The following is a 20,340-nucleotide window of genomic DNA, read 5'->3' on the forward strand; positions in this document are numbered from 1 at the left end:
AGCAGAGCGCTACAGATGGCGAGGGGCAGCATGAACATTTTGCAGCTCTGCGGGATTTCCTGAGTTTATCGCAGAGCCTCAGGACTTCCTCTTTGCTTCAAATCACGAATCGCCGCGCGAACCTGCGCCTCACGCGCGTCCCACGATCCGCCGATCCGCGTGAAAGGCACCGCTGCGCGCACCAGCATCTCCTCCGCCAGCGCCGCGAACCGGGCCCGCGCGTCACCGGTCCCGAAGAACCGCGTCCCGTCATCACGCCACGGCACGTCGGGCGAGAACAGCAGGTAGTGATCGGCCTTGGGATAACCCATCAGCACTTCGGGCACCTCGCCGAACAGCATCTGCGCCCAGGCCGCCGTCATCAACTGATCGGTATCGAGCAACAGCACCGCCGGGGCCGCTGCCATCGCCTTGCGGTTCTCCTCCGCCTGCCCTTCGGCAATCGCGATGAGGTCCGCCATCGTCAGGTCGGTGCCGCGCTCCTCGCAATAGGCACGGCCATATTCCGGCACCCACGGCAGCCCCAGCCGCGCCGCCAGTACCGACTTGCCCGTGCTTTCCGCGCCGTGGAGGCAGACCGTGATCACGCGGCCTTGAGTTCCCGATTCTGGCCCCGCTCGGCCGCCGCCCATTCGATCAGGCCCAGCACCGACATCACCAGAAACACCACATAGAGCGCAGCCGTCGGCCACAGGTCCTTGTAGGCATAGACCCCGATCGAGGCGACATCGATGGCGATCCACAGCACCCAGTTCTCGATCCGGCGGAAGGCCAGCAGGACTTGCGCGGCGATGGAAGCCCCGGCGATCGCGGCATCGGCATAGGGCAGCGAGGCATCGGTGAACTTGTGCATCACCCAGCCGAGGTTCAGCGCCAGCGCCGCCGTCGCCACCAGCCAGAGCGCGCGGCTGAAACCGCCCAGCCGCTGCACCGGCACCCGGCTCTCACCCCCGCCCGCGCGCACCCAGAGCGCCCAGCCCCAGCCTTGCGCCGCGAAGAAGAAGATCTGCAGGCCGGCCTCGCCATAGAGCCTGGCCTGCCAGAACACCACGAAGTAGAGCGCCACCATGGCCATGCCGAACGGGTAGTTCCACACGCTGCGCCGCACCAGAAGTGCGATATTGGCAAGCCCCAGTGCCGCCGCGACCCATTCTACCGGATCCATTGTCGCCCCCGTTATTCCTTAGGATTCAGCCAAGCGCGGCTTCCCATTCCGGCTCCTTGAAACCCACCAGCAAGCCGCCCGGATACTCGACGACCGGCCGCTTGATGGTGCTGGGCTGCGCGACCATGATCGCCGCCGCCCTGGCCGCATCGAGGTCCTGCTTGTCCGCATCCGGCAGCTTCCTGAACGTGGTGCCCGCGCGGTTCAGCAGCTTTTCCCAGCCCACCACGGCGATCCACTTTTCCAGCCGCGCGGCGTCGGCGCCTTCCTTCTTGTAGTCGTGGAAGGTGTAGTCGCTGCCGCGCGCTTCCAGCCATTTGCGCGCCTTCTTCACGGTGTCGCAGTTGGGGATGCCGTAGAATTCAAGGCTCACGATTCGCTTTCCCTCTCGAAGTGGCGCACCCGCGGTTCGTTGCAGGCGAAGGCGGTGTAGCTCTGGTAATAGTGGTCGCGGCCCTTGGCCTGCACTTCGGCATGGGCGGCGACGCGCCGCCATGCCAGCGCGGCGGCCTCATCCTCCCATTCGGACAGCGCGATCACTTCGCCATCCTCGCTGGTGTAGCTCTTGAACGAAAGGAAGCCGGGCTGCGCGCGGGCGAGCGCGTCCATCGCCTCGGCATCGGCGGAATAGGCGGCCGCGTCGATGTCGGCGCGCTTGCGATTGCGGAAGACTACCAGGAACATGGCCGCGCTCATGGCCCTTCGCAGGCCATTCCGCAAGCATGTGACGCACCGCCAACGCTGGACAATCCGAAGATTGCGCGCCAAGGCGCGGGGCATGAGCGTGAACACTTTCGGCCGCCTTCTGCGATTCACCACCTGGGGCGAGAGCCATGGCCCTGCCATCGGCGCCGTCGTCGACGGGTGCCCGCCGGGCCTTGCCATCGACGAGGGGCTGATCCAGCCCTTCCTCGACGCGCGCCGCCCCGGCCAGTCGAAGTTCACCACCCAGCGGCAGGAGCCGGATCAGGTCCGCATCCTGTCCGGCGTGTTCGAAGGCAAGACCACCGGCACGCCGATCAGCCTGATGATCGAGAACGTCGACCAGCGCTCGAAGGACTATTCGGACGTCGCCAAGGCCTATCGCCCCGGCCATGCCGACTATGCCTATGACGCCAAGTACGGCTTGCGCGACTATCGCGGCGGCGGCCGCAGCTCGGCGCGGGAGACCGCCAGCCGCGTGGCGGCGGGCGGCGTGGCGCGGCTGGTGATCCCGGACGTGACGATCCTCGCCTATGTCTCCGAGATCGGCGGGGACGCTATCGACAGGACGAGCTTCGATGCGGCCGAGATCGGCAACAACCCGTTCTTCTGCCCCGACGCACAGGCCGCCAAGCGCTGGGAGAAGATCGTCGACGACGCGCGCCTGGCCGGTTCCTCGGTCGGCGCGGTGGTCGAATGCGTCGCCACCGGCGTTCCGGCCGGCTGGGGCGCGCCGCTCTATGGCAAGCTCGATGCCGATCTGGCGGCCGCGATGATGGGCATCAACGCGGTGAAGGGCGTCGAGATCGGTGATGGTTTTGCCGCCGCGCGCCTGACCGGCGAGCAGAATGCCGACCCGATGTATCCGGGTTCCCATGGCCCCGAGTTCAGCGCCAACCACGCAGGCGGTATTGCCGGCGGCATCTCGACCGGCCAGCCGGTCGTCGTGCGCGTGGCGTTCAAGCCGACCAGTTCGATCCTCACCCCGCAGCCCACCATCAACCGGGACGGCGAGGCGACCGAACTGTTCACCAAGGGCCGCCACGACCCTTGCGTGGGCATTCGCGGCGTGCCCGTGGTCGAGGCGATGATGGCGCTGGTGCTGGCGGATCACAAGCTGCTGCACCGCGGCCAGTGCGGCTGATACAGGGCTGCTGAGCCAGGGCCGCTGGACCAGAGCCGCTGGGCGCGGGCGGATCGACGCCCGCCCCGGTCCTCGCCGCCGCTCAATCCATTTTGGCGTCCGCCAGCGGCGCGGTGCGGGCCTCCAGCCGACCCTCGCCGCGATAGACCAGCACGCAGCTCTGGCTGCCCGCGCAGAAGCTCTGCACCGGCGCCAGCGCCCGCGTGCCATAACGATAGGTGCGCCCGCCCTCGGTGATCTCGAACCCGGAAATGTCGCGGATGCGGTGTTCGTGCGCAAACATCACGGCATGGCCCTCGCGCACCGGTGCCCAGAGCGACCACTGGTCGTAGAGCCGGTGATGGTAGCGGAAGGTCATGTCACCCGCCGCGCGGTTGTCCAGCGAAGTGGGCCAGCTGTTGCAGGCGGCCAGCGAGGTGCAGGCGGCGAGCAGCAGCGCAAGCCGGCCCGAACGGCCAAGTCGGAGCATGTTCATGCCTCCCCTCTGCCCCAGTTGCCGCACCGCCGCACGAATTTTCGCAAGTGCGCTGGTTTTATCGACGAAATCGCTCAGTCCATCGCCCACTGATCGATCAATCCGATCAACCCAATCGGATCAAGGCCCTACACATCGTCACACGAGCGGCCTATCTCCGCTCTTGTCAGTTTCAACACCCAATCGAGGGAGCTTACATCCATGGGTATCATCGGCAGCACCATCAAGCCGTTCAAGAACACCGCGTTCCAGGCCGGCAAGGACTTCTTCGACGTCACCGACGCCGACATCGCCGGCAAGTGGGCCGTGTTCTTCTTCTACCCGGCCGACTTCACCTTCGTCTGCCCGACCGAGCTGGAAGACCTCGGTGAGCAGTACGCCGCCCTCCAGGGCATGGGCGTGGAAGTGTTCGGCGTCTCGACCGACACCCACTTCAGCCACAAGGCCTGGCACGACACCTCGGACAAGATCGGCAAGATCCAGTACGCGTTCCTGGGCGACCAGAACCACGCGCTGACCAATGCCTTCGGCGTCCTGCGCGAAGATTCGGGCCTGGCCGACCGCGCCACCTTCGTGGTCGATCCCGAAGGCGTCATCCAGATCATGGAAATCACCTGCGAGGGCGTTGGCCGCAACGCTTCGGAACTGGTCCGCAAGATCAAGGCTGCCCAGTACGTCCGCGCCAACCCCGGCCAGGTCTGCCCGGCCAAGTGGGAAGAAGGTTCGGAAACCCTCGCTCCCTCGCTTGACCTCGTCGGCAAGCTCTAAGACTTACGCGACCAGGCCGTAAGGCCATCCGGGTCGCGCGGTGAAGGTGTGCGGCCCGGGGCATCCCTCCCCCGGAGCCGCACCCCCGTGCGCTTCGCGGCTGGCAGACCCCCGGGCCGCCCCTTTCTCTCCCCACGCATTTCATAAGGACCTGTGACTCATGCTCGACCCCGCCCTGAAGCAACAGCTCTCGCAATATCTCGCCATGCTGCGCGAGCCGATCGAGCTCGTCGCCTCGCTGGGCGGCGACGCCAAGTCTGCCGAGACCCGCGAGCTGCTGACCACCATCGCCTCGCTCTCGGACAAGGTTACCGCCACTTTCGACGGCGATGACGCGCGCAAGCCCAGCTTCCTCGTCCGCCGCGCTGCCGATGCCGATGCCGCCGTGCGTTTTGCCGGCCTGCCGCTCGGCCACGAATTCACCTCGCTCGTCCTCGCCCTGCTGTGGACCGGCGGCCATCCGCCCAAGGTCTCCGACGAGACGCTGGCGCAGATCCGCAATCTCGAAGGCCGCTACGAGTTCGAGATGTACTTCTCGCTCTCCTGCCACAACTGCCCGGACGTGGTGCAGGCGCTGACGCTGATCGCGCTCAACAACCCCAATGTCTCCGCCACCCTGATCGAGGGCGGCGCGTTCCAGGACGAAGTCGAGGGCCGCGGCGTCATGGCCGTACCGGCCGTGTTCCTGAACGGCGCGATGTGGGGTTCGGGCAAGATGAGCGTCGAGGAGATCCTCGCCAAGCTCGACACCGGCGCCGATGCCAGGGCGGCGGCCAAGCTGGCCGAGAAGAAGCCGTTCGAAGTGCTGGTGGTCGGCGGCGGCCCCGCCGGGGCCTCGGCCGCGATCTACACCGCACGCAAGGGTTTCTCGACCGGCATCGCCGCGGAACGCTTCGGCGGCCAGGTGCAGGACACCATGGGCATCGAGAACTTCATCTCGGTTCCCTATACCGAAGGCCCCAAGCTCGCCGCCGCGCTGGAAACCCACGTCGGGGAATACGAGATCGACGTGATGAACCTGCAGCGCGCCGAAAAGCTGGTGCCCGCCAGCGAACTCGGCGGCTATCACGAGGTGGTCTTCGCCAACGGCGCTTCGCTCAAGGCGCGCAGCCTCGTGCTGACGACCGGTGCCCGCTGGCGCAACCTCGGCGTCCCCGGTGAGGCCGAGTACAAGAACAAGGGCGTGGCCTATTGCCCGCACTGCGACGGCCCGCTGTTCAAGGGCAAGCGCGTGGCGGTGATCGGCGGCGGCAACTCGGGCGTCGAGGCGGCGATCGACCTTGCCGGGATCGTCGGCCATGTCACCCTGATCGAGTTCGACGACAAGCTGCGCGCCGACCAGGTGCTGGTGAGCAAGCTCGAATCGATGGCCAACGTGCAGATCCTCACCAGCGCCCAGACCCTTGAGGTCACCGGTGACGGCGAGAAGGTGAACGGCCTGGTCTACAAGGACCGGACCAGCGGCGAAGAGCACAAGGTCGAACTGGAAGGCGTGTTCGTCCAGATCGGTCTGGTGCCCAATACCGAGTGGCTGAAGGACAGCGGCATCGCCCTCTCGCCCCGCGGCGAGATCGTGGTGGACGACAAGGCGGCGACCAGCCTGCCGGGCATTTTCGCGGCCGGTGACGCCACCACGGTGCCCTACAAGCAGATCATCATCGCCATGGGCCAAGGCGCGACCGCCGCGCTTTCCGCCTTCGACTACCTGATCCGCAACGAGGCTCCGGTCGCCGCGCTCGAAGTGGCCTGACGACAGACAGCATCCCCCCGAGCAAGCGGGCGGGCACCGGGAGGTGTCCGCCCGTTTTCGTGTGGGTGGGGGGCAGGCAGGGGCAGAGCGCGCAATTTCCTGACCGGGCGCTCTAATTTTGCGTTGCCCCCATTCGAAAAAATGGCACGCAAACGATATTATTGTTGCGAGATAGCAACATCATTGCACGAATGTTTCAGAAATTTTGCAATGTTGCAGAATTTCGTTGCGCAGCATCATCCCGCCGGAGACGTTGCCAAGAGCCCGATATCGGGTGTTTTTCTTGGGGGTCGTGACATGAGGACGGGGAATTTCCATTTGCATTGCAGCATTGCCGCGCTCACGCTCGGCGCGCTGGTGATGCCCGCCACCGTACAGGCGCAGGACGCCGATGCCGCCGCGACGACACCGGGAGAAGCCATCGTCGTCACCGGCTCGCGCATCCGCCAGAACCCGCTCGACAACGCCAGCCCGGTGGTTGTGCTCGACAGCACCTCGATCGCCAAGACCGGCCTGTCCTCGGTCGCCGACGTGCTGCAGCGCCTGCCCAGCGCCGCGGGCGGCCTCAACACCAAGGTCAACAACTCGGGCAACATCGGCAACCCGCAGGACGGCGGCGGCGTCGGCGCAGGCACCAGCGAGATCGACCTGCGCTACCTGCTCGCCAAGCGCACGCTCGTGCTGGTCGACGGCATGCGCTACGTGAACGCCACGGCGGCGAGCGGCATCCCCTCCACGGTCGACCTCAACACCATTCCCGCCAACCAGATCGAGCGCATCGAGGTCCTGCAATCGGGCCAGTCGCCGCTCTACGGTTCGGACGCCATCGCCGGCGTCGTCAACATCATCACCAAGTCCGAGCAGGACGGCCTGCGCGCCACCGCCCAGTACGGCAGCTTCCGCCAGGGCGACGGGCACACCCAGGACTACAACGTCAGCTACGGCATCAAGGGGCCGACCACCTCGGTCGTGCTGGGCGCCAGCTACGTCAAGCAGGGCAAGGTCAGCACCGCCGACCGCGATATCTCGCAGTTCCCCAACCCCGGCCAGTCCAGCTGCCTCGATCCGCGCGGCGGCTGTTCCTCGGCGGCGGTGAACGGGCGCATCGTGTTCAATCCGGGCAACCCCTCGCTGCCCGCCGGCGGCAGCGTGACCGTGCGCAACGCCCCGCTCATGGGCCAGGGCACTTATGATCCGACGCTGACGGGCGGCGATTTCCGCGCCTTCACCGCGGCCGACCGTTTCAACTTCTCGCCCTACAACTACTTCCTGACGCCGTCCGAACGCTACGGCTTCTGGGGCAGCGCCAAGCAGGAACTGGGCTCGAACGTCACGTTCCGCGCCAAGCTCGTCTACAACCGCCGCAACTCGCAGAACCAGGCGGCGTTCCTGCCGCTGTTCATCGGCCCCGACGCGGGCAACGGCAACCTGCTCGACACCGTCTCGATCGACGTGACGAACCCCTACAACCCCTTCGGCATCACGCTCAACTCGGGCACCAACGGCCAGCCGGCGACCTACAGCTTCATCGGCCGCCGCCTCGTCGAGGCCGGGCAGCGCACTTATACGCAGCACGTCGACACGATGACCGCCAATGCCTCGCTCGACGGCAGCTTCCATGTCGGCAGCCGCAAGTTCTACTGGGACGTCAACGCCGCCTTCGGCTGGAACGACGCCAAGCTGACCTTCACCGGCAACGTCAACGCCGCCCGGGTGGCCCAGGCGCTCGGCCCGCTGGCGAACTGCACCGGCGACTGCGTGCCGCTCAACATCTTCGGCGGCGCCGGTTCGATCACCCAGGCCATGCTCGACTACATCTCGTTCACCGAGCATGACCGTTCGAGCCAGAGCATGCAGGACTACACCGCCAACCTCACCGGCGACCTGTTCGACCTGCCCGCGGGGCCGGTCGGCTTCGCGATGGGCTACGAGCACCGCTACCAGCACGGCTCGTTCACGCCCGACCCGGTCATCCAGGCGGGTCTCGGCGCCGACATTCCCGCACAGGCGGCCTCGGGCTCCTACAACACCGACGAACTCTACGCCGAAGTGCGCGTGCCGCTGCTGAAGGACACCCCGTTCTTCGAACTGCTCGAAGCCGACGGCGCGGTGCGCCACTCGGACTACTCGACCGGCAGCAAGAGCACGACCTTCACCGCCACCGGCCTGTGGAAGCCGGTGCCCGACCTCTTGCTGCGCGCCTCCTATGCCGAGGGCTTCCGCGCCCCGGCGATCGGCGAACTGTTCGGCGCCCAGTCGCGCGCCGACGCGCCGATCGACGATCCGTGCACCAACGTCACCGGCTCGGGCTGGCAAAGCTCGGCCACCATCCGCACCAACTGCATCGCCAACGGCGTTCCCGCCGACGGCAGCTACCAGGAACCGCTCGGCGGCCAGATCGGCACGCTGACCGGCGGCAACCAGAACCTCAAGCCCGAAACCAGCACGACCTGGCTGTTCGGCGCGGTCTACAGCCCGGCCTGGGCGCGCGGCGGCTTCGCCCGCAGCCTCAGCCTCGAGGTGAACTACTACGACATCACCGTCGACGGCGCGATCTCGGCGATCAACCCGCAGGTCACGCTCGCCCGCTGCGCCGAACTGGGGGACACCGCCGCCTGCGACAACGTCGTGCGCACCTCGAGCGGCCGCATCGCCAGCGTGCTCGGCCTGTTGCAGAACATCGGCTCGATCCGCACCCGCGGCCTCGACGTGAGCTTCAACTACAGCTCGCCGATGACCGACCTCGGCACCTTCGGCCTCTCGGTCAACGCCAACCACCTGATGAAGTACACCGAATCGTTCCCCACCGGGACCGGCTCGACCACCATCAGCTACAAGGACACGACCCGCGGCTTCCCCGACCAGTCCTACCCCGAATGGAAGGCCACCAGCATCCTCTCGTGGTCGATCGGCGGCTTCGACAGCTCGTTCACCGGCCGCTACATCAAGGGCGTGACCGAAGGCGACGGCCACAAGCTGGGTGACCGCTTCTACGGCGACGTGCAGCTGAGCTACACCCCCAGCTTCATGGACAGCGCCTTCACCTTCACGCTGGGCGTCAACAACGTCTTCGATACCGACCCGCCGGCCTGCAACACCTGCACCGGCCCGAACTACGACCCGACGACGTACGACGTCCCCGGCCAGTTCGGCTATCTGCGCATCGGCGTGAAGATGTAGGCAAACCTTCCGGTCCGGCGCGGGAGAGCCTCCCGCGCCGGGCATCGGACGATCCACGGCCGATCCACGGCCGATCAGCGACCGATCAGCGGCGCTTTTTCAGCACCACATAGAGCGCGCCCTGCCCGCCGTGTCGGCGATGGGCCCCGCGCACCGCGACGATGTCGTAGGCATGTTCGCTGGCCGCCAGCCAGTCGATGATCTTGGCGCGGATCGCCCCGCGCGCACTGCCCCGGTCCATCGAATCGACCGGGCGCGACTTGCCCGTCACCACCAGCACCACCCGCGCGCCCATCGACTTGGCCTGGGTCAGCCCGTGCATCAGCCGCACATAGGCCTGATCGAGGCTCGATCCGTGCAGGTCGAGGCTGAAATCGGGCAGCAGCGTCCCCTTGGAAATGCGCTTCTCCCACGAGCCATCGAGCTGCAGCTGCGATTCGGCCTGGGGCTTGGCCGCGGCCGGCTTGGGCGGCAGCGGCGGCGGCACCCGGCCCTTAACCTTCCTGCCGGACGGAGGCGGCGCAGATACGACGACAGGAGCGGGGGCGGAGGCAGGAACCGGCTCGGCCACCACCGCTTCCGCCCTGGGCCGGCGCTTGTCGAGCGGGGTCACCGTCCGGGCGACCTGCGCCCAGACCTGCGCCTCTTCCGTGCTCAGTCGCCGACCGGGCCTCCTCATTGCTGCTGCAACCGGGCAAGCGTGCCCTTGGGCACCAGCACCACCGCGTCGCCGCGACCGCTCATGCCGCCGGCGGTCACGCGGGCCTGGTCACCCGCTCCCCAGAAGGTGTCGAAACGGTTGGCGCCCTTGATTGCGCCGCCGGTGTCCTGCGCCACCCACAGGCCGTTCGCCTCGCGCCGGTCGAGCCCGAGCCAGACCGGCGCGCCCAGCGGCACGAACAGCGGATCGGCGGCCACCGAGGCGCGCGCGCGCACCGGCACGCCCAGCGCGCCGAGCGGCCCGTCGCCGGTCAGTTCGCGGAAGAACACCCAGGACTGGTTCTGCCGCATCAGCGCATCCCCCTCGACCGGGTGCTCGTGAATGTACTGCATGATGCCCTGCATCGAGCCCGAGTATTGCCCCGGCCCGCTGCCGATCAGCCCCTGGTCCCGCATGACGCCGCCGATCCCGGTATAGGACCAGCCGTTCTGCCCGGCATAACCGATGCGCATGACGGTGCCGTCGGGCGCGCGCAAGCGGCCGGAGCCCTGCACCTGCAGGAAAAACACCTCGACCGGATCGCGCGCCCAGGCGATCTCCAGCCCGCGATTGGCCAATGCCCCGTCCTCGATGGCGCCGCGATCGTAATAGGGCACGAAGGCGCCGGTCTGGTCGTAGCGGCCAAGCGGCATCTGCCCCTTGGCATTGGGCGTGGCATCGCCGGGCCTGGCGCGAACGAGGTCGGCGGGCATGGCGTAGATCGGCACGTCGTAGCCCGGCAGGTGCTGGCGCGCGCCGGCGATTTCGGGCTCATAATAGCCGGTCGCGAAACCGCGTCCGTCGCCGATCTTCACCGTCTCGAAATAGGTCTGGAAAAACTGCGCGGCCGAAGCCCCGGGCCATGCCCGGGCCGCGGCGCAGGCCGGCTGCCAGTCGGCCGGGCGGGTGAGGCCGCTGCCGTCGGTGCGCCGCGACACGCTGGCACAGCTCTCGCGGAACGAGGCGAGCGCCGCCGCGCCGTCGATCGCGCCGACCGGGAGCGAGGTGACGGCAGGGCCCGCACGTACGCCAAGCGCCACGGCATTGGCCGGCGGCGGCGGTCCGGGCGGGGTTGGCGGGGTGACGGTGCCGGGCCCGGAGGCGCCGGGAATCATGCGCACGCAGCCCGAAAGCAGGGCCAGCGCCAGAATCGCCCCTGAACGGCGCCACTGCCATTTCCGCGGCTTCGCCAAAGCTGCCTGCACGACCATTCTCCGCACTGCGCGCCGGGCACGCACACGCCGCCCGGTCATAAAACAAGAAGCCGGACCTTTCGGCCCGGCCTCTCGATCCTTGTGGGATCATATGCCTGAAATCAACCGCCTATCCGGCGCATCAGGGTTACCCGGCGTCCGTCTCGTCGAGCAGCCAGTCCGGCCCGGCCGCATCGATCCGGCGGCTGAAGGTCCAGATGTCGACCGCCTCGATCGCATCGTCGAGCGAGCCGGCAATCACGTGACCCTCGGCATCGCGGGTGACAGCGGCGATGTCCGAGCGGAAACGGATGGTGATGCGGGCCACCCCATTGTCGACGCCGGCGCCGGTGATCGCGGCTTCCTCGATGCGGATCAGGCGGTTGTCGAGCGTTTCACCGGCCGCGATGCGGGCATCGATCGCAGCCGAGAAGCTGTCGTAGACATCGCCGTCACACAGCGCGCGAAGTTCTGCCTTGTCGCCCTTCCAGAACGATTCGAGGATCAGCCGGTAGGCACTGCGCGCGCCTTCGAGGAAGGCGAAGGCATCGAACCGGCGATCGGCACCGGCGATTTCGGCAAGGCCGCGCTCCACCGAAGGCGGGGCGAGCGGCATTTCCCGCTGGCGGGGGGCCAGCGCCGAACGGTCGGCCTGCTTGGCGTCCTGCTTGCCGTCAGCCTTGGGCGGGACCGGGACGCGTGCGTTTCCGGGCTGGCCCTGGCGGCCTTCGAAGCGTCCCTGGATCGGCTCTTCCTCATGCTCGGCGCGGCGCCCGAGTACCGAATAAAGCCGCAGTCCCAGGAAGGCTGCGATCATGGCCAGGATCACGATTTCCGGTGTCACGTTCCTTTGTCCATCCTTTGCTTGGACGCGTCTGTTGTCTCGGGTGGTGCAAGCCTCGACAGGGCGCGGTGAAGTGGACGAATCGTCCGCTTGCGCGAGAGGCCGGGCACACGCCCGGGGAGCGTCATCATAACCCCAGATAAGTACAGTTTACAAATGAACAACGCGTGAGCGGCGGATTCAGGGAATTTTTCGGCATTGCGCTTTACCCTTTCACGGCTGCCCTGCCCGGTCCAACGCATGACAAGACGATCCGTTGCCACGGCCATGCCCGTGCCCATACCCGTGCCGCCCGCAACAAATTCGGGGCGATAGCTTCCACCGCCCGCGAAAACGCGCTAGGCGCCCTGCCCTGAGTTTCACCAGACTTCCATCCGTATTCTTATAGACGGGACAGAATCGAAATGGCCGACGAAGGCAACGTCATCTCCGACATCAACCTCGGCAACGCCGACGACAACGCGCCGGCCGCCGGCATCATCTCGCAGTACGTCAAGGACCTCTCGGTCGAGAACCCGAACGCGCCGCAGAGCTTCTCCTGGCAGAACCAGCCGCAAGTCGACATCCAGTTCAACATCGGCGCCCGCCCGATCGACGGCGAAGTCCACGAAGTCGAACTGAAGATCACCGTCGCCGCCAAGGCCGACGAAGGCACCGCCTACGTCGTCGACCTGGCCTATTGCGGTCTCGTGGGCATGCGCAACCTGGACGAGCCCAGCATGCACGCCTTCCTCTATGCCGAAGCGCCGCGCATCCTGTTCCCGTTCGCCCGCCGCGTGGTGGCCGATGCCGTGCGCGATGCCGGCTACCCGCCGCTGATGCTCGAGCCGATCGATTTCAACGGCCTTTACTTCCAGCAGCTCGCCGCCCGCCAGCAGGCCGAAGCCGAAGGCATGGGCGAGCCGGTCGGCCACGCCTGAGGCCTGCCTCGCAGCCAATGACATGAAGGCCCGTCCGCACCCCGCCCGCAAGGGCGATGGGCGCGGACGGGCCTTCTGCGTTCCAGACCCGAGATCTTTCGAAGGACCCCGAGGGGCATGAATCTTACCAAGGCGCTTGCCAGTGTCGGCGGACTTACGCTCGCCAGCCGCATTCTCGGGCTCGTTCGCGACAGCCTGTTCGCGCGCTTCGTCGGCGCCGGTTTCGCCTCCGACGCCTTCCTGATCGCCTTCCGGCTGCCCAACCTGTTCCGCGCGCTTTTCGCGGAAGGCGCCTTCGCATCGGCCTTCATCCCGATGTTCAACCAGAAGGTGGCCGACAAGGACGGGCCCGGGCTTTCGGCCGGCATCACCTTTGCCGAGCAGGCGCTGTCGGTGCTGCTGCCGATCCTCCTCGCGATGACGGTGATCCTCGAGGTCTTCGCCTGGCCGGTGACGTTCCTGCTTTCGGGCAAGTTCAACGGCGTCAGCCACGACCAGTTCGCCTACGCGGTCATGCTCAGCCGCATCACCGTGCCCTATCTCGCGTTCATCAGCCTCGTCTCGCTGCTGGGTGGGATCCTCAATTCGCTGAACAAGTTCTGGGTCAATGCCGCCGCGCCGATCCTGCTCAACGTGACGCAGATCGTGGCGATCCTCGGCTTCCACTCGGCCGACGCGCTGGTGACGGCGCGCAACCAGGCCATCGCGGTCTCGGTCTCGGGCGCGCTCCAGCTGCTCTGGCTGATGTGGGCCTGCCGCGCCAACAAGGTGTCGATGCGCCTCCGGCTGCCGGTTTGGAACGCCGACGTGAAACAGCTGATGAAGCTGATCCTGCCCGCCGCCGCCGGCGCCGGCGCGGTGCAGATCAACCTCGTCATCTCCACCGCGCTGGCCGCCTCGCTGCTGGCCCACGGCTCGGTGACCTACATCTACATGGCCGACCGGCTGAACCAGCTGCCGCTCGGCCTGATCGGCATCGGCCTTGGCACCGTGCTGCTGCCCACCATCTCGCGCCAGCTCGGCGGCGGCGAGGACGCGGCCGCGATGGACACCCAGAACCGCGGCATGGAACTGGCCCTGCTGCTCACCCTGCCCGCCTCGGTGGCGCTGATCGTCTGCGGCCAGCCGATCGCCGCGGCGCTGTTCGGCTACGGCAAGTTCGACGCGGGCGACGTCGCCCGCACCGCCGAGGCGCTCGCCGCCTTCTCGCTGGGCCTGCCCAGCTACATCCTCGTCAAAGTGCTGACGCCGGGCTTCTACGCCCGCCAGGACACCCGCACCCCGGTGCGCTACGCGATGATCTCGATGGCGGTGAACCTCGCTTTCAATCTCGCGCTGATCGTGCCGCTGCAGCACATGGGGCCGCCGCTGGCGACCGCCATCGCCTCCACCGTCAATGTCGCCATGCTCTACTGGACGCTGGTCAGGCGCGGCCATTTCCAGGTCGATGCCCGCCTGAAGCGCCGCGCCCCGCGCCTGGCCCTGGCGGCCGTTGCCATGGGGGTGGTGCTGTGGTTCGGGCAGGACCTGCTGACGCCCTATCTCCACGGCACCTGGCTGGTGCGCGGCCTCGCACTGGCGGCGCTGGTTTCGGCGGGCGGTCTGGTCTACGCGCTGGCGACGCTGGTAACCGGCGCCTTCACCCGCGCCGACCTTGCCCTGCTGCGCCGCCGCCGCACCGCGTCCTGAGGCTTCCATCCATGCCGGTTTGTGCTATGAGCCACGCCCATGCAGAGTCTTTCGCATCCGAAGTCTGCCTTGACCCGTCGCCTTTCATGGCGATGGCGGAGCGTCGCGCGCGCAGCGCGCTGACCCTGTCTGCATGCGCGCCCTCACCGGCGCACCCACTCTCTACGACCGACCACCCATAAACTCGCGAAGGACGCGTCCATGCGTATCGTCTCCGGCATTCAGCCCACCGGCAACCTGCACCTCGGCAACTACCTGGGCGCCATCCGCAACTGGGTCTCGATGCAGGACGACGCCACCGCCAACGGCGGCGAGTGCCTCTACTTCCTCGCCGATCTCCACGCGATCTCGATGCCGCACACCCCGGCGGACCTTTCCGCCAACACCCGCGAGATGGTCGCCGCCCTCGTCGCCTGCGGCATCGATCCCGACCGCTCGGTGCTGTTCAACCAGGCCCAGGTGCCCCAGCACGCCGAGATGCAGTGGCTGCTCAACGGCACCGCCCGCATGGGCTGGCTGAACCGCATGACGCAGTGGAAGGACAAGGCCGGCAAGAACCGCGAGGGCCAGTCGGTCGCGCTGTTCACCTACCCGGTGCTCCAGGCCGCCGACGTGCTGATCTACCAGGCCACCCACGTTCCGGTGGGCGAGGACCAGAAGCAGCACCTCGAACTCGCGCGCGACATCGCCCAGAAGTTCAACAACGACTTCTGCAGTGAAGACGCGCCGCTGTTCACGCTGCCCGCGCCGTTCATCCCGCCCGAAGCCGCGCGCATCATGAGCCTGCGCGACGGGTCGTCGAAGATGAGCAAGTCCGATCCCTCGGACATGAGCCGCATCAACATGACCGACGATGCCGACACCATCATGCAGAAGGTGAAGAAGGCCAAGACCGACCCCGAACCGCTGCCTTCGGACAAGGACGGCCTCGAAGGCCGCGCGGAAGCCAGGAACCTGGTCTCGATCTACGCAGTCATGGCCGGCACCAGCGTCGAGGACGTACTCGCGCAGTTCGGCGGCCAGGGCTTCGGCAGCTTCAAGCCGGCGCTGGGCGACCTGCTGGTCGAGAAGCTCTCGCCGATCAACGCCCGCTTCGTCGAACTGCGGCAGGACCGCGCGGCGCTGGACGCGATCCTGAAGAAGGGCGCCGAAAAGGCCCGCGCGCTGGCGATCCCGACGCTCGAGAAGACGTACGAAGCCCTCGGCCTCGTGCGCGGCTGATGCCGGAACGGCGCGGCGCGGGTTCGCGCCGCCTCGCCCTCAGCCTAGGCCGTAAACTCATAAGCGGCACCATCGAGGCGCCCAAATGGCGAACAGATCGGGCCGAAGCGGCCGCCGGGCGGGCTGGTTGCCCGTCCAAGGGCGGTTCGGTTCGAGATGGAAGCCATTTGGACGCCCCTGCGGGGTTTACCTTGCGGTGAGCTTCGCTTGCCCAAAATGGTCCATCGCTGCGTCAGGAAGTCTGGAAATATCGACATATTCCGTCGCCTTCCTTCCTCACGCTGAACCATTTTGCCTCAAACCTCGATGGTGCCGTTCATGAGTTTACGGCCTGGCATCTCCAGCAGCTTCGCGCGCCGCAGCTGCCAAGGCGCCGCGAGTTCGGACACCTCTCCCAGCGCTTCCAGCCCCGCACGGTCCTGCTTGTACTCGCCCGCGATCAGCAGGCCGAAGACCCGCCGCACGCTCCAGTCCGGCCAGGGCCGCGCGGCAAGGGCCATGGTATCCCCGGCGGTCACCTCGCCTTCCTCGATCACCCGGTAGTACCAGCCCGCCCGGCGCGAACGCACCACGCCCGCATTGATCGGCACGCCGCCGAAGCGGTGATCGAGCTTCCAGCATGGCTGGCGCCCCTGGCTCACTTCCACCAGCGCCGTGCCCAGCCGCCAGCGGTCGCCGATGCAGACCGCCTCCTCGGTCAGCCCCTCGGTCGCGATGTTCTCCCCGAAGGCGCCGTAGTCCGCGAGCAGGGGGTGGTCGCCCAGCTGTTCACGCCAGAAGGCATAGTGGTCGTGCGGATAGTGGTGGATCGCCTTATCCGGGCCGCCGTGGACCGAGAGATCGGCCTGGGCATCACCTTCCAGCCCCAACAGATGGACCCGCACCGCCCCCGCCACCGGCTGCTTGGCGATGGCGCTGGGTTCCTCCGGCCCGCGAAACGGGCGCACCTGCCCGCACTGGAGCGAGCGAATCGCCACGCGGTCGACGATCGGGGGGCTGGTGGACATGACATCGCGCTCCTACATGGGGTCGGTGTTCCGGGGCCATGAGCGGCGGATGAACGGGGCCACGATCCATCACAGTTGTGCCACTATTCAACCGCTATTCAGGGCATTGATAATAAGGCAGAGTCGCAAGGAATCACAGGCCGCGCTTGGGAAGGGCGTTTCGGGCCTGTCGGGTTCATGGAGTAAGACCAATGACAGACAATTCCGGAACGGATTTCGGCCCCGGAACGCATTTCGGCAAGCTGAGGATCGCGGCAGTCGCCGTCCTGCTCATGGCGCTTGCTGCATGCGCCACCCCGTTCAAGGCCGACGTATCGCGCTTCCAGTCGCAGTTGCCGGCCCCGCAGGGCCAGAGCTTTGCCGTCGTCGCCGACGATCCGAAGCTGGCCGGCGGCCTCGAATTCGCGACTTATGCCGCGCTGGTGCGCGACCGCGTGGCCAAGCTCGGCTACACCCCGGTCGACGATCCCGCCAAGGCCACGCTGATCGTGCGCTTCGACTACGGCGTCGACAATGGCCGCGAACGCGTGCGCTCCTCGCCCGGCATGGGCGGCATGTGGGGCCCGTGGTACGGCGGCGGCTTCTATGGTCGCGGTTATTACGGCCGCGGCTTCTACGGCGCGCGCTGGGGCGGCCCCTGGTCCTATGGCTGGTATGATCCCTTCTTCGACGGTGGTGTCGACAGCTACACCGTGTTCACCAGCGGCATCTCGCTGAAGATCGACCGCGCGGCCGACAACCAGCGCCTGTTCGAAGGCAAGGCCGAAGCGGTCTCGACCTCGAACCGCCTGCAGTACCTCGTGCCGAACCTGGTCGAGGCGATGTTCACCGACTTCCCGGGCAACTCGGGCGAGACGCTGCGCATCTCGGTGGCGCCGGAAAAGAAGTGACCTGACGGATCTGCGCGCTCCGCTGCAAGGCGGGGGCCAGCAGGAGACGGGCTCGCCGGGCAACCGGCGGGCCCGTCTTGCGCTATATGGGGTATCTCCGCAGGAGCGCCGCCGTTATAGCCCGGAACCAATGAACACCTTCATGGCCATCATGTCGCAGCTCTTCTGGGGGGTGACCATCGGAGCGCTGACATCGGCCTTCTCGTTCCTTGCCAAAGGCCTGGCTGCGATCTTCGGGCTGGGCGCGGTGGGCTGGTACGGGTTCAGGCGACACCGCGAGAAGCGCTCGCGAATCGACCGCAAGGATTGAGCCGGCGCGGAGCGCGACCGTCAAATTCTCGCAAGCGACTGATATTTCATCGCATCACCTTGAAAACACGCCCCGCTGTCCAGAGATGGGAGCATGCCTCTCGATCATGTTGCCGATGCCATCAGTCTTGCCGCCGATGCCGTCGACGCCATCGACACGGCGGACAGCGTTCACCGCAAATGGGGCTGCAACGGCTGTCTCGTCGCGCTCCTGCTGCTGGCTGCCGCCCTCGTGCTGATCCTGTGGTGGTCCGGCGCCCTTTCAGGCGCCTGACCCGAAAACAGTCAGTTCCCCAGCGCGACCACGCCGCCGGTCGAACCGAACCCGCCTTCGCCGCGCAGCGTCTCGTCAAGCTCCTCGACCTGCAGCCACGAGGCGCGGGTGACGGGGGCGAGGACAAGCTGCGCCACGCGGTCGCCGCGGCGGATCTCGAAAGGCTCGGCCCCGTGGTTGATGAGGATGACCTTCAGTTCACCGCGATAGTCGGAATCGATGGTGCCGGGCGCATTGGGCACCGAAATGCCGTGCTTGAGCGCCAGGCCCGAGCGCGGGCGCACCTGGATCTCGAAGCCTGCCGGGATCGCCATGGCAAGGCCGGTGGCCACCGCATGGCGGCCGCCGGGGGCCAGCGTCACGTCCTCGGCCGAGACCGCATCCATGCCCGCCGCGCCGTCGGTGGCGTAAGCCGGCAGCGGCAGGCCTTCACCGTGGGGAAGGATCTTGACGGCAACCGGGATTTCAGTGGCGGGGGAGTGCATCTGCGAACCTTTCGACGAGGAGGCGCGCGACCTCCTCCTTGGGCATTTCGGGAAGAGAAATCACATCGTCGCCGCGCACGATATGAACGGCATTGACGTCACCGCCCATGACATCGCCGGAAACGTCGTTGGCAATGATCCAGTCCGCGCCCTTGCGCTTGCGCTTTTCCTTGGCGTAGCGGATCACGTCCTCGGTCTCGGCGGCAAAGCCGATCAGCAGCGGCGGCCGGTCGGGCCGCGCGGCAACGCTGGCGAGAATGTCGGGATTTTCGGTCAGCAGCAGCGCCGGCGGAGCCGAGCCGCGCTTCTTGAGCTTGTCCTTGGCAACGCTGATCGTGCGCCAGTCTGCCACGGCGGCCACCATCACGCCGATATCGGCGGGCAGCGCCTGCTTCACCGCATCGGCCATCTGCTGCGCGCTTTCGACGTCGACCCGGTCGACCCCCGGCGGGGTCGGCAGATGGACGGGCCCGGCCACCAGCGTGACCCGCGCACCGGCGGCAGCGGCGGCGGCGGCAATCGCAAAGCCCTGCTTGCCGGAAGAACGGTTGGCGATGTAGCGCACCGGATCGATCGGCTCCCAGGTCGGGCCTGCGGTCACCAGCACATGGCGGCCCGAGAGCGCGCCGTTGGCCGGCTTCTCGAACGGCGCCGCACCAAACGCCGCGCCGCCGAACGGCTGCGGCGCCGGAGCCGGAGAGACGGTGTGGTTGATCGCCGCCGGATCGGTCGGCGGCGCAGAGCGCGCGGCGCCCTTGCGCGCGATCAGCAGGCCCGCGGCCGGATCGGCAATCGCCCCGCCGCCGCCAAGCGGATCGGCAATGGCTCCGTCCTCGGCGGCGAAGCTGATCGCCTTCTTGGCCTTCTGCAGGCCCCGGCTGATCATCGAACCGCTGAGGCCGCCCAGACCGAAGCTGTCCGACGGTGCTTCCTCGGCGCTCGGCTCGGGTTCGGGCGCGGCGAACTGCGGCTGCCAGGGGAACGGATCGGCAAGATCGAGGCCGACTTCGGGATAGGCCTCCGACTGCGGCAAAGCGGGCATAGCCCCCGGCAGCGGGGCCACTTCCACCGGCCCCAGCCCGAGCGCCCAGGCGATGCGCTGCCAGATCGCGATGGGATCGGGCAGGCGGCCGGGGCCGAATTCGCCGCAGGCCATCGTGCCCTCGTCGGGCTCCATCACGTCAACGCCTGCCTCGCGCAGGATCTGCACGTTGCGCATGGTCGCCGGGTGCTGCCACATGCGCACGTTCATCGCCGGCACGGCCATGACCGGCTTGTCGGTGGCCAGCATCATCGTGGTGGCGAGGTCATCGGCAATGCCCGAGGCCATCTTGGCCATGAGGTCCGCCGTCGCCGGGCAGACCACCACCAGGTCAGCCTCCCGGCTGAGCTGGATATGGCCCATCTCGACCTCGTTCTTGAGGTCCCAGAGCGAGGTGAAGACCGGCCGCTCCGACAGCGCCGCCAGCGCCATCGGGGTGACGAAGTGCGATCCGCCCTCGGTCAGCACGCAAGTCACCTCGCCGCCTTCCTTGCGGATATGGCGCACGAGTTCGCAGGCCTTGTAGGCAGCGATGCCGCCGCCGACGACCAGGAGAATACGGGGACCACTCATGGTCCGGGC

The 20,340-nt window shown here is 67.4% G+C and carries 21 protein-coding genes; 10 read left to right on the forward strand and 11 right to left on the reverse strand.

Annotated elements, in window-relative coordinates; genetic code table 11:
- Nucleotides 1–65: 65 nt before the first annotated feature.
- Genes OKA11_RS13770 through OKA11_RS13785 form a run of 4 tightly spaced genes read right to left on the reverse strand, consistent with a single transcriptional unit; the run spans nucleotide 66 to nucleotide 1,849 of the window.
- On the reverse strand, nucleotides 66–587 hold the full coding sequence (locus tag OKA11_RS13770) for an ATP-binding protein (protein WP_267221203.1): 522 nt from the start codon (nucleotides 585–587) through the stop codon (nucleotides 66–68).
- Entirely contained in the window at nucleotides 584–1,165 is a 582-nt protein-coding gene (pnuC, locus tag OKA11_RS13775; protein WP_267221205.1) for a nicotinamide riboside transporter PnuC, read from the reverse strand. Before pnuC ends, OKA11_RS13770 begins: the two co-directional genes overlap by 4 nt.
- A 25-nt stretch (nucleotides 1,166–1,190) precedes the next feature.
- Nucleotides 1,191–1,538 (reverse strand): ArsC family reductase, encoded by a 348-nt coding sequence (locus OKA11_RS13780; protein ID WP_267221207.1) that lies wholly within the window; start codon nucleotides 1,536–1,538, stop codon nucleotides 1,191–1,193.
- Nucleotides 1,535–1,849, reverse strand: coding sequence for an antibiotic biosynthesis monooxygenase family protein (locus OKA11_RS13785; protein ID WP_142632065.1), 315 nt, complete (start codon nucleotides 1,847–1,849; stop codon nucleotides 1,535–1,537). The genes OKA11_RS13780 and OKA11_RS13785 overlap by 4 nt, the downstream gene beginning before the upstream one ends.
- Before the next feature lie 94 nt (nucleotides 1,850–1,943).
- Between OKA11_RS13785 and aroC the strand changes: the two genes are divergently transcribed.
- Nucleotides 1,944–3,011, forward strand: coding sequence for a chorismate synthase (aroC, locus tag OKA11_RS13790; protein ID WP_267221209.1), 1,068 nt, complete (start codon nucleotides 1,944–1,946; stop codon nucleotides 3,009–3,011).
- Nucleotides 3,012–3,093: 82 nt separating this feature from the next.
- Here aroC and OKA11_RS13795 read toward each other — a convergent pair whose 3' ends face one another.
- Entirely contained in the window at nucleotides 3,094–3,486 is a 393-nt protein-coding gene (locus OKA11_RS13795; RefSeq protein WP_267221211.1) for a hypothetical protein, read from the reverse strand.
- A 201-nt stretch (nucleotides 3,487–3,687) separates the two neighbouring features.
- Between OKA11_RS13795 and ahpC the strand changes: the two genes are divergently transcribed.
- The 3 genes from ahpC to OKA11_RS13810 all read left to right on the forward strand — a co-directional run bounded on the left by ahpC (nucleotide 3,688) and on the right by OKA11_RS13810 (nucleotide 9,184).
- Nucleotides 3,688–4,254 carry an alkyl hydroperoxide reductase subunit C gene (gene ahpC / locus OKA11_RS13800; protein ID WP_267221213.1) on the forward strand — a complete coding sequence of 189 codons (567 nt, stop codon included), beginning with the start codon at nucleotides 3,688–3,690 and terminating at the stop codon, nucleotides 4,252–4,254.
- A gap of 160 nt (nucleotides 4,255–4,414) precedes the next feature.
- Nucleotides 4,415–6,004: an alkyl hydroperoxide reductase subunit F gene (gene ahpF, locus OKA11_RS13805; RefSeq protein ID WP_267221215.1), complete on the forward strand. Its 1,590-nt coding sequence runs from the start codon at nucleotides 4,415–4,417 to the stop codon at nucleotides 6,002–6,004.
- A 297-nt stretch (nucleotides 6,005–6,301) separates the two neighbouring features.
- Nucleotides 6,302–9,184, forward strand: coding sequence for a TonB-dependent receptor domain-containing protein (locus OKA11_RS13810; protein ID WP_267221216.1), 2,883 nt, complete (start codon nucleotides 6,302–6,304; stop codon nucleotides 9,182–9,184).
- An 85-nt stretch (nucleotides 9,185–9,269) separates the two neighbouring features.
- On the opposite strand, the gene OKA11_RS13815 is transcribed toward OKA11_RS13810, so the two are convergent.
- The 3 genes from OKA11_RS13815 to OKA11_RS13825 all read right to left on the reverse strand — a co-directional run bounded on the left by OKA11_RS13815 (nucleotide 9,270) and on the right by OKA11_RS13825 (nucleotide 11,921).
- Complete coding sequence (locus tag OKA11_RS13815) at nucleotides 9,270–9,863, reverse strand: Smr/MutS family protein (RefSeq protein ID WP_267221219.1); 594 nt, start codon at nucleotides 9,861–9,863, stop codon at nucleotides 9,270–9,272.
- The gene (gene mltA / locus OKA11_RS13820) at nucleotides 9,860–11,095 is read right to left on the reverse strand and encodes a murein transglycosylase A (protein ID WP_379489423.1); all 1,236 of its coding nucleotides are present in this window, start codon (nucleotides 11,093–11,095) and stop codon (nucleotides 9,860–9,862) included. The genes OKA11_RS13815 and mltA overlap by 4 nt, the downstream gene beginning before the upstream one ends.
- 130 nt (nucleotides 11,096–11,225) lie before the next feature.
- Nucleotides 11,226–11,921, reverse strand: coding sequence for a Tim44/TimA family putative adaptor protein (locus tag OKA11_RS13825; protein ID WP_267221221.1), 696 nt, complete (start codon nucleotides 11,919–11,921; stop codon nucleotides 11,226–11,228).
- A gap of 404 nt (nucleotides 11,922–12,325) precedes the next feature.
- Between OKA11_RS13825 and secB the strand changes: the two genes are divergently transcribed.
- The 3 genes from secB to trpS all read left to right on the forward strand — a co-directional run bounded on the left by secB (nucleotide 12,326) and on the right by trpS (nucleotide 15,751).
- Nucleotides 12,326–12,841 (forward strand): protein-export chaperone SecB, encoded by a 516-nt coding sequence (gene secB, locus OKA11_RS13830; protein WP_142632056.1) that lies wholly within the window; start codon nucleotides 12,326–12,328, stop codon nucleotides 12,839–12,841.
- A 117-nt stretch (nucleotides 12,842–12,958) separates the two neighbouring features.
- A complete protein-coding gene (gene murJ, locus OKA11_RS13835; protein ID WP_267221223.1) occupies nucleotides 12,959–14,530 on the forward strand; it encodes a murein biosynthesis integral membrane protein MurJ in 1,572 nt (523 codons plus the stop codon).
- Nucleotides 14,531–14,731: 201 nt separating this feature from the next.
- Complete coding sequence (gene trpS, locus OKA11_RS13840; RefSeq protein ID WP_267221225.1) at nucleotides 14,732–15,751, forward strand: tryptophan--tRNA ligase; 1,020 nt, start codon at nucleotides 14,732–14,734, stop codon at nucleotides 15,749–15,751.
- Between the two features lie 296 nt (nucleotides 15,752–16,047).
- On the opposite strand, the gene OKA11_RS13845 is transcribed toward trpS, so the two are convergent.
- Nucleotides 16,048–16,758 (reverse strand): MOSC domain-containing protein, encoded by a 711-nt coding sequence (locus tag OKA11_RS13845; protein ID WP_267221227.1) that lies wholly within the window; start codon nucleotides 16,756–16,758, stop codon nucleotides 16,048–16,050.
- 191 nt (nucleotides 16,759–16,949) lie between these two features.
- Here OKA11_RS13845 and OKA11_RS13850 point away from each other — a divergent pair, with 191 nt between their 5' ends.
- The 3 genes from OKA11_RS13850 to OKA11_RS13860 all read left to right on the forward strand — a co-directional run bounded on the left by OKA11_RS13850 (nucleotide 16,950) and on the right by OKA11_RS13860 (nucleotide 18,231).
- Entirely contained in the window at nucleotides 16,950–17,648 is a 699-nt protein-coding gene (locus OKA11_RS13850) for a DUF4136 domain-containing protein (RefSeq protein ID WP_379489424.1), read from the forward strand.
- Nucleotides 17,649–17,790: 142 nt separating this feature from the next.
- Nucleotides 17,791–17,958, forward strand: a complete 168-nt coding sequence (locus tag OKA11_RS13855) for a hypothetical protein (RefSeq protein WP_267221229.1) — start codon at nucleotides 17,791–17,793, stop codon at nucleotides 17,956–17,958.
- Nucleotides 17,959–18,051: 93 nt separating this feature from the next.
- Complete coding sequence (locus OKA11_RS13860; protein ID WP_267221230.1) at nucleotides 18,052–18,231, forward strand: hypothetical protein; 180 nt, start codon at nucleotides 18,052–18,054, stop codon at nucleotides 18,229–18,231.
- Nucleotides 18,232–18,242: 11 nt separating this feature from the next.
- On the opposite strand, the gene dut is transcribed toward OKA11_RS13860, so the two are convergent.
- Together dut and OKA11_RS13870 are read right to left on the reverse strand one after the other, a co-directional pair.
- Nucleotides 18,243–18,716, reverse strand: a complete 474-nt coding sequence (dut, locus tag OKA11_RS13865; RefSeq protein ID WP_142632050.1) for a dUTP diphosphatase — start codon at nucleotides 18,714–18,716, stop codon at nucleotides 18,243–18,245.
- Nucleotides 18,697–20,331 (reverse strand): bifunctional phosphopantothenoylcysteine decarboxylase/phosphopantothenate synthase, encoded by a 1,635-nt coding sequence (locus OKA11_RS13870; protein ID WP_267221232.1) that lies wholly within the window; start codon nucleotides 20,329–20,331, stop codon nucleotides 18,697–18,699. The genes dut and OKA11_RS13870 overlap by 20 nt, the downstream gene beginning before the upstream one ends.
- Between the last annotated feature and the right edge of the window lie 9 nt (nucleotides 20,332–20,340).

Origin of the sequence: Novosphingobium clariflavum (assembly GCF_026420865.1) — a bacterium.
GTDB classification, from domain to species: Bacteria; Pseudomonadota; Alphaproteobacteria; order Sphingomonadales; family Sphingomonadaceae; genus Novosphingobium; species Novosphingobium clariflavum.

What these genes read in the sequence shown, in the direction of transcription:
- pnuC (WP_267221205.1), bottom strand. Translation starts at nt 1,165, where the DNA reads ATGGATCCGGTAGAATGGGTCGCGGCGGCACTGGGGCTTGCCAATATC.
- OKA11_RS13785 (WP_142632065.1), bottom strand. Translation starts at nt 1,849, where the DNA reads ATGTTCCTGGTAGTCTTCCGCAATCGCAAGCGCGCCGACATCGACGCG.
- aroC (WP_267221209.1), top strand. Translation starts at nt 1,944, where the DNA reads ATGAGCGTGAACACTTTCGGCCGCCTTCTGCGATTCACCACCTGGGGC.
- OKA11_RS13795 (WP_267221211.1), bottom strand. Translation starts at nt 3,486, where the DNA reads ATGAACATGCTCCGACTTGGCCGTTCGGGCCGGCTTGCGCTGCTGCTC.
- ahpC (WP_267221213.1), top strand. Translation starts at nt 3,688, where the DNA reads ATGGGTATCATCGGCAGCACCATCAAGCCGTTCAAGAACACCGCGTTC.
- ahpF (WP_267221215.1), top strand. Translation starts at nt 4,415, where the DNA reads ATGCTCGACCCCGCCCTGAAGCAACAGCTCTCGCAATATCTCGCCATG.
- OKA11_RS13810 (WP_267221216.1), top strand. Translation starts at nt 6,302, where the DNA reads ATGAGGACGGGGAATTTCCATTTGCATTGCAGCATTGCCGCGCTCACG.
- OKA11_RS13815 (WP_267221219.1), bottom strand. Translation starts at nt 9,863, where the DNA reads ATGAGGAGGCCCGGTCGGCGACTGAGCACGGAAGAGGCGCAGGTCTGG.
- mltA (WP_379489423.1), bottom strand. Translation starts at nt 11,095, where the DNA reads ATGGTCGTGCAGGCAGCTTTGGCGAAGCCGCGGAAATGGCAGTGGCGC.
- secB (WP_142632056.1), top strand. Translation starts at nt 12,326, where the DNA reads ATGGCCGACGAAGGCAACGTCATCTCCGACATCAACCTCGGCAACGCC.
- murJ (WP_267221223.1), top strand. Translation starts at nt 12,959, where the DNA reads ATGAATCTTACCAAGGCGCTTGCCAGTGTCGGCGGACTTACGCTCGCC.
- trpS (WP_267221225.1), top strand. Translation starts at nt 14,732, where the DNA reads ATGCGTATCGTCTCCGGCATTCAGCCCACCGGCAACCTGCACCTCGGC.
- OKA11_RS13845 (WP_267221227.1), bottom strand. Translation starts at nt 16,758, where the DNA reads ATGTCCACCAGCCCCCCGATCGTCGACCGCGTGGCGATTCGCTCGCTC.
- OKA11_RS13850 (WP_379489424.1), top strand. Translation starts at nt 16,950, where the DNA reads ATGACAGACAATTCCGGAACGGATTTCGGCCCCGGAACGCATTTCGGC.
- OKA11_RS13855 (WP_267221229.1), top strand. Translation starts at nt 17,791, where the DNA reads ATGGCCATCATGTCGCAGCTCTTCTGGGGGGTGACCATCGGAGCGCTG.
- OKA11_RS13860 (WP_267221230.1), top strand. Translation starts at nt 18,052, where the DNA reads ATGCCTCTCGATCATGTTGCCGATGCCATCAGTCTTGCCGCCGATGCC.
- dut (WP_142632050.1), bottom strand. Translation starts at nt 18,716, where the DNA reads ATGCACTCCCCCGCCACTGAAATCCCGGTTGCCGTCAAGATCCTTCCC.
- OKA11_RS13870 (WP_267221232.1), bottom strand. Translation starts at nt 20,331, where the DNA reads ATGAGTGGTCCCCGTATTCTCCTGGTCGTCGGCGGCGGCATCGCTGCC.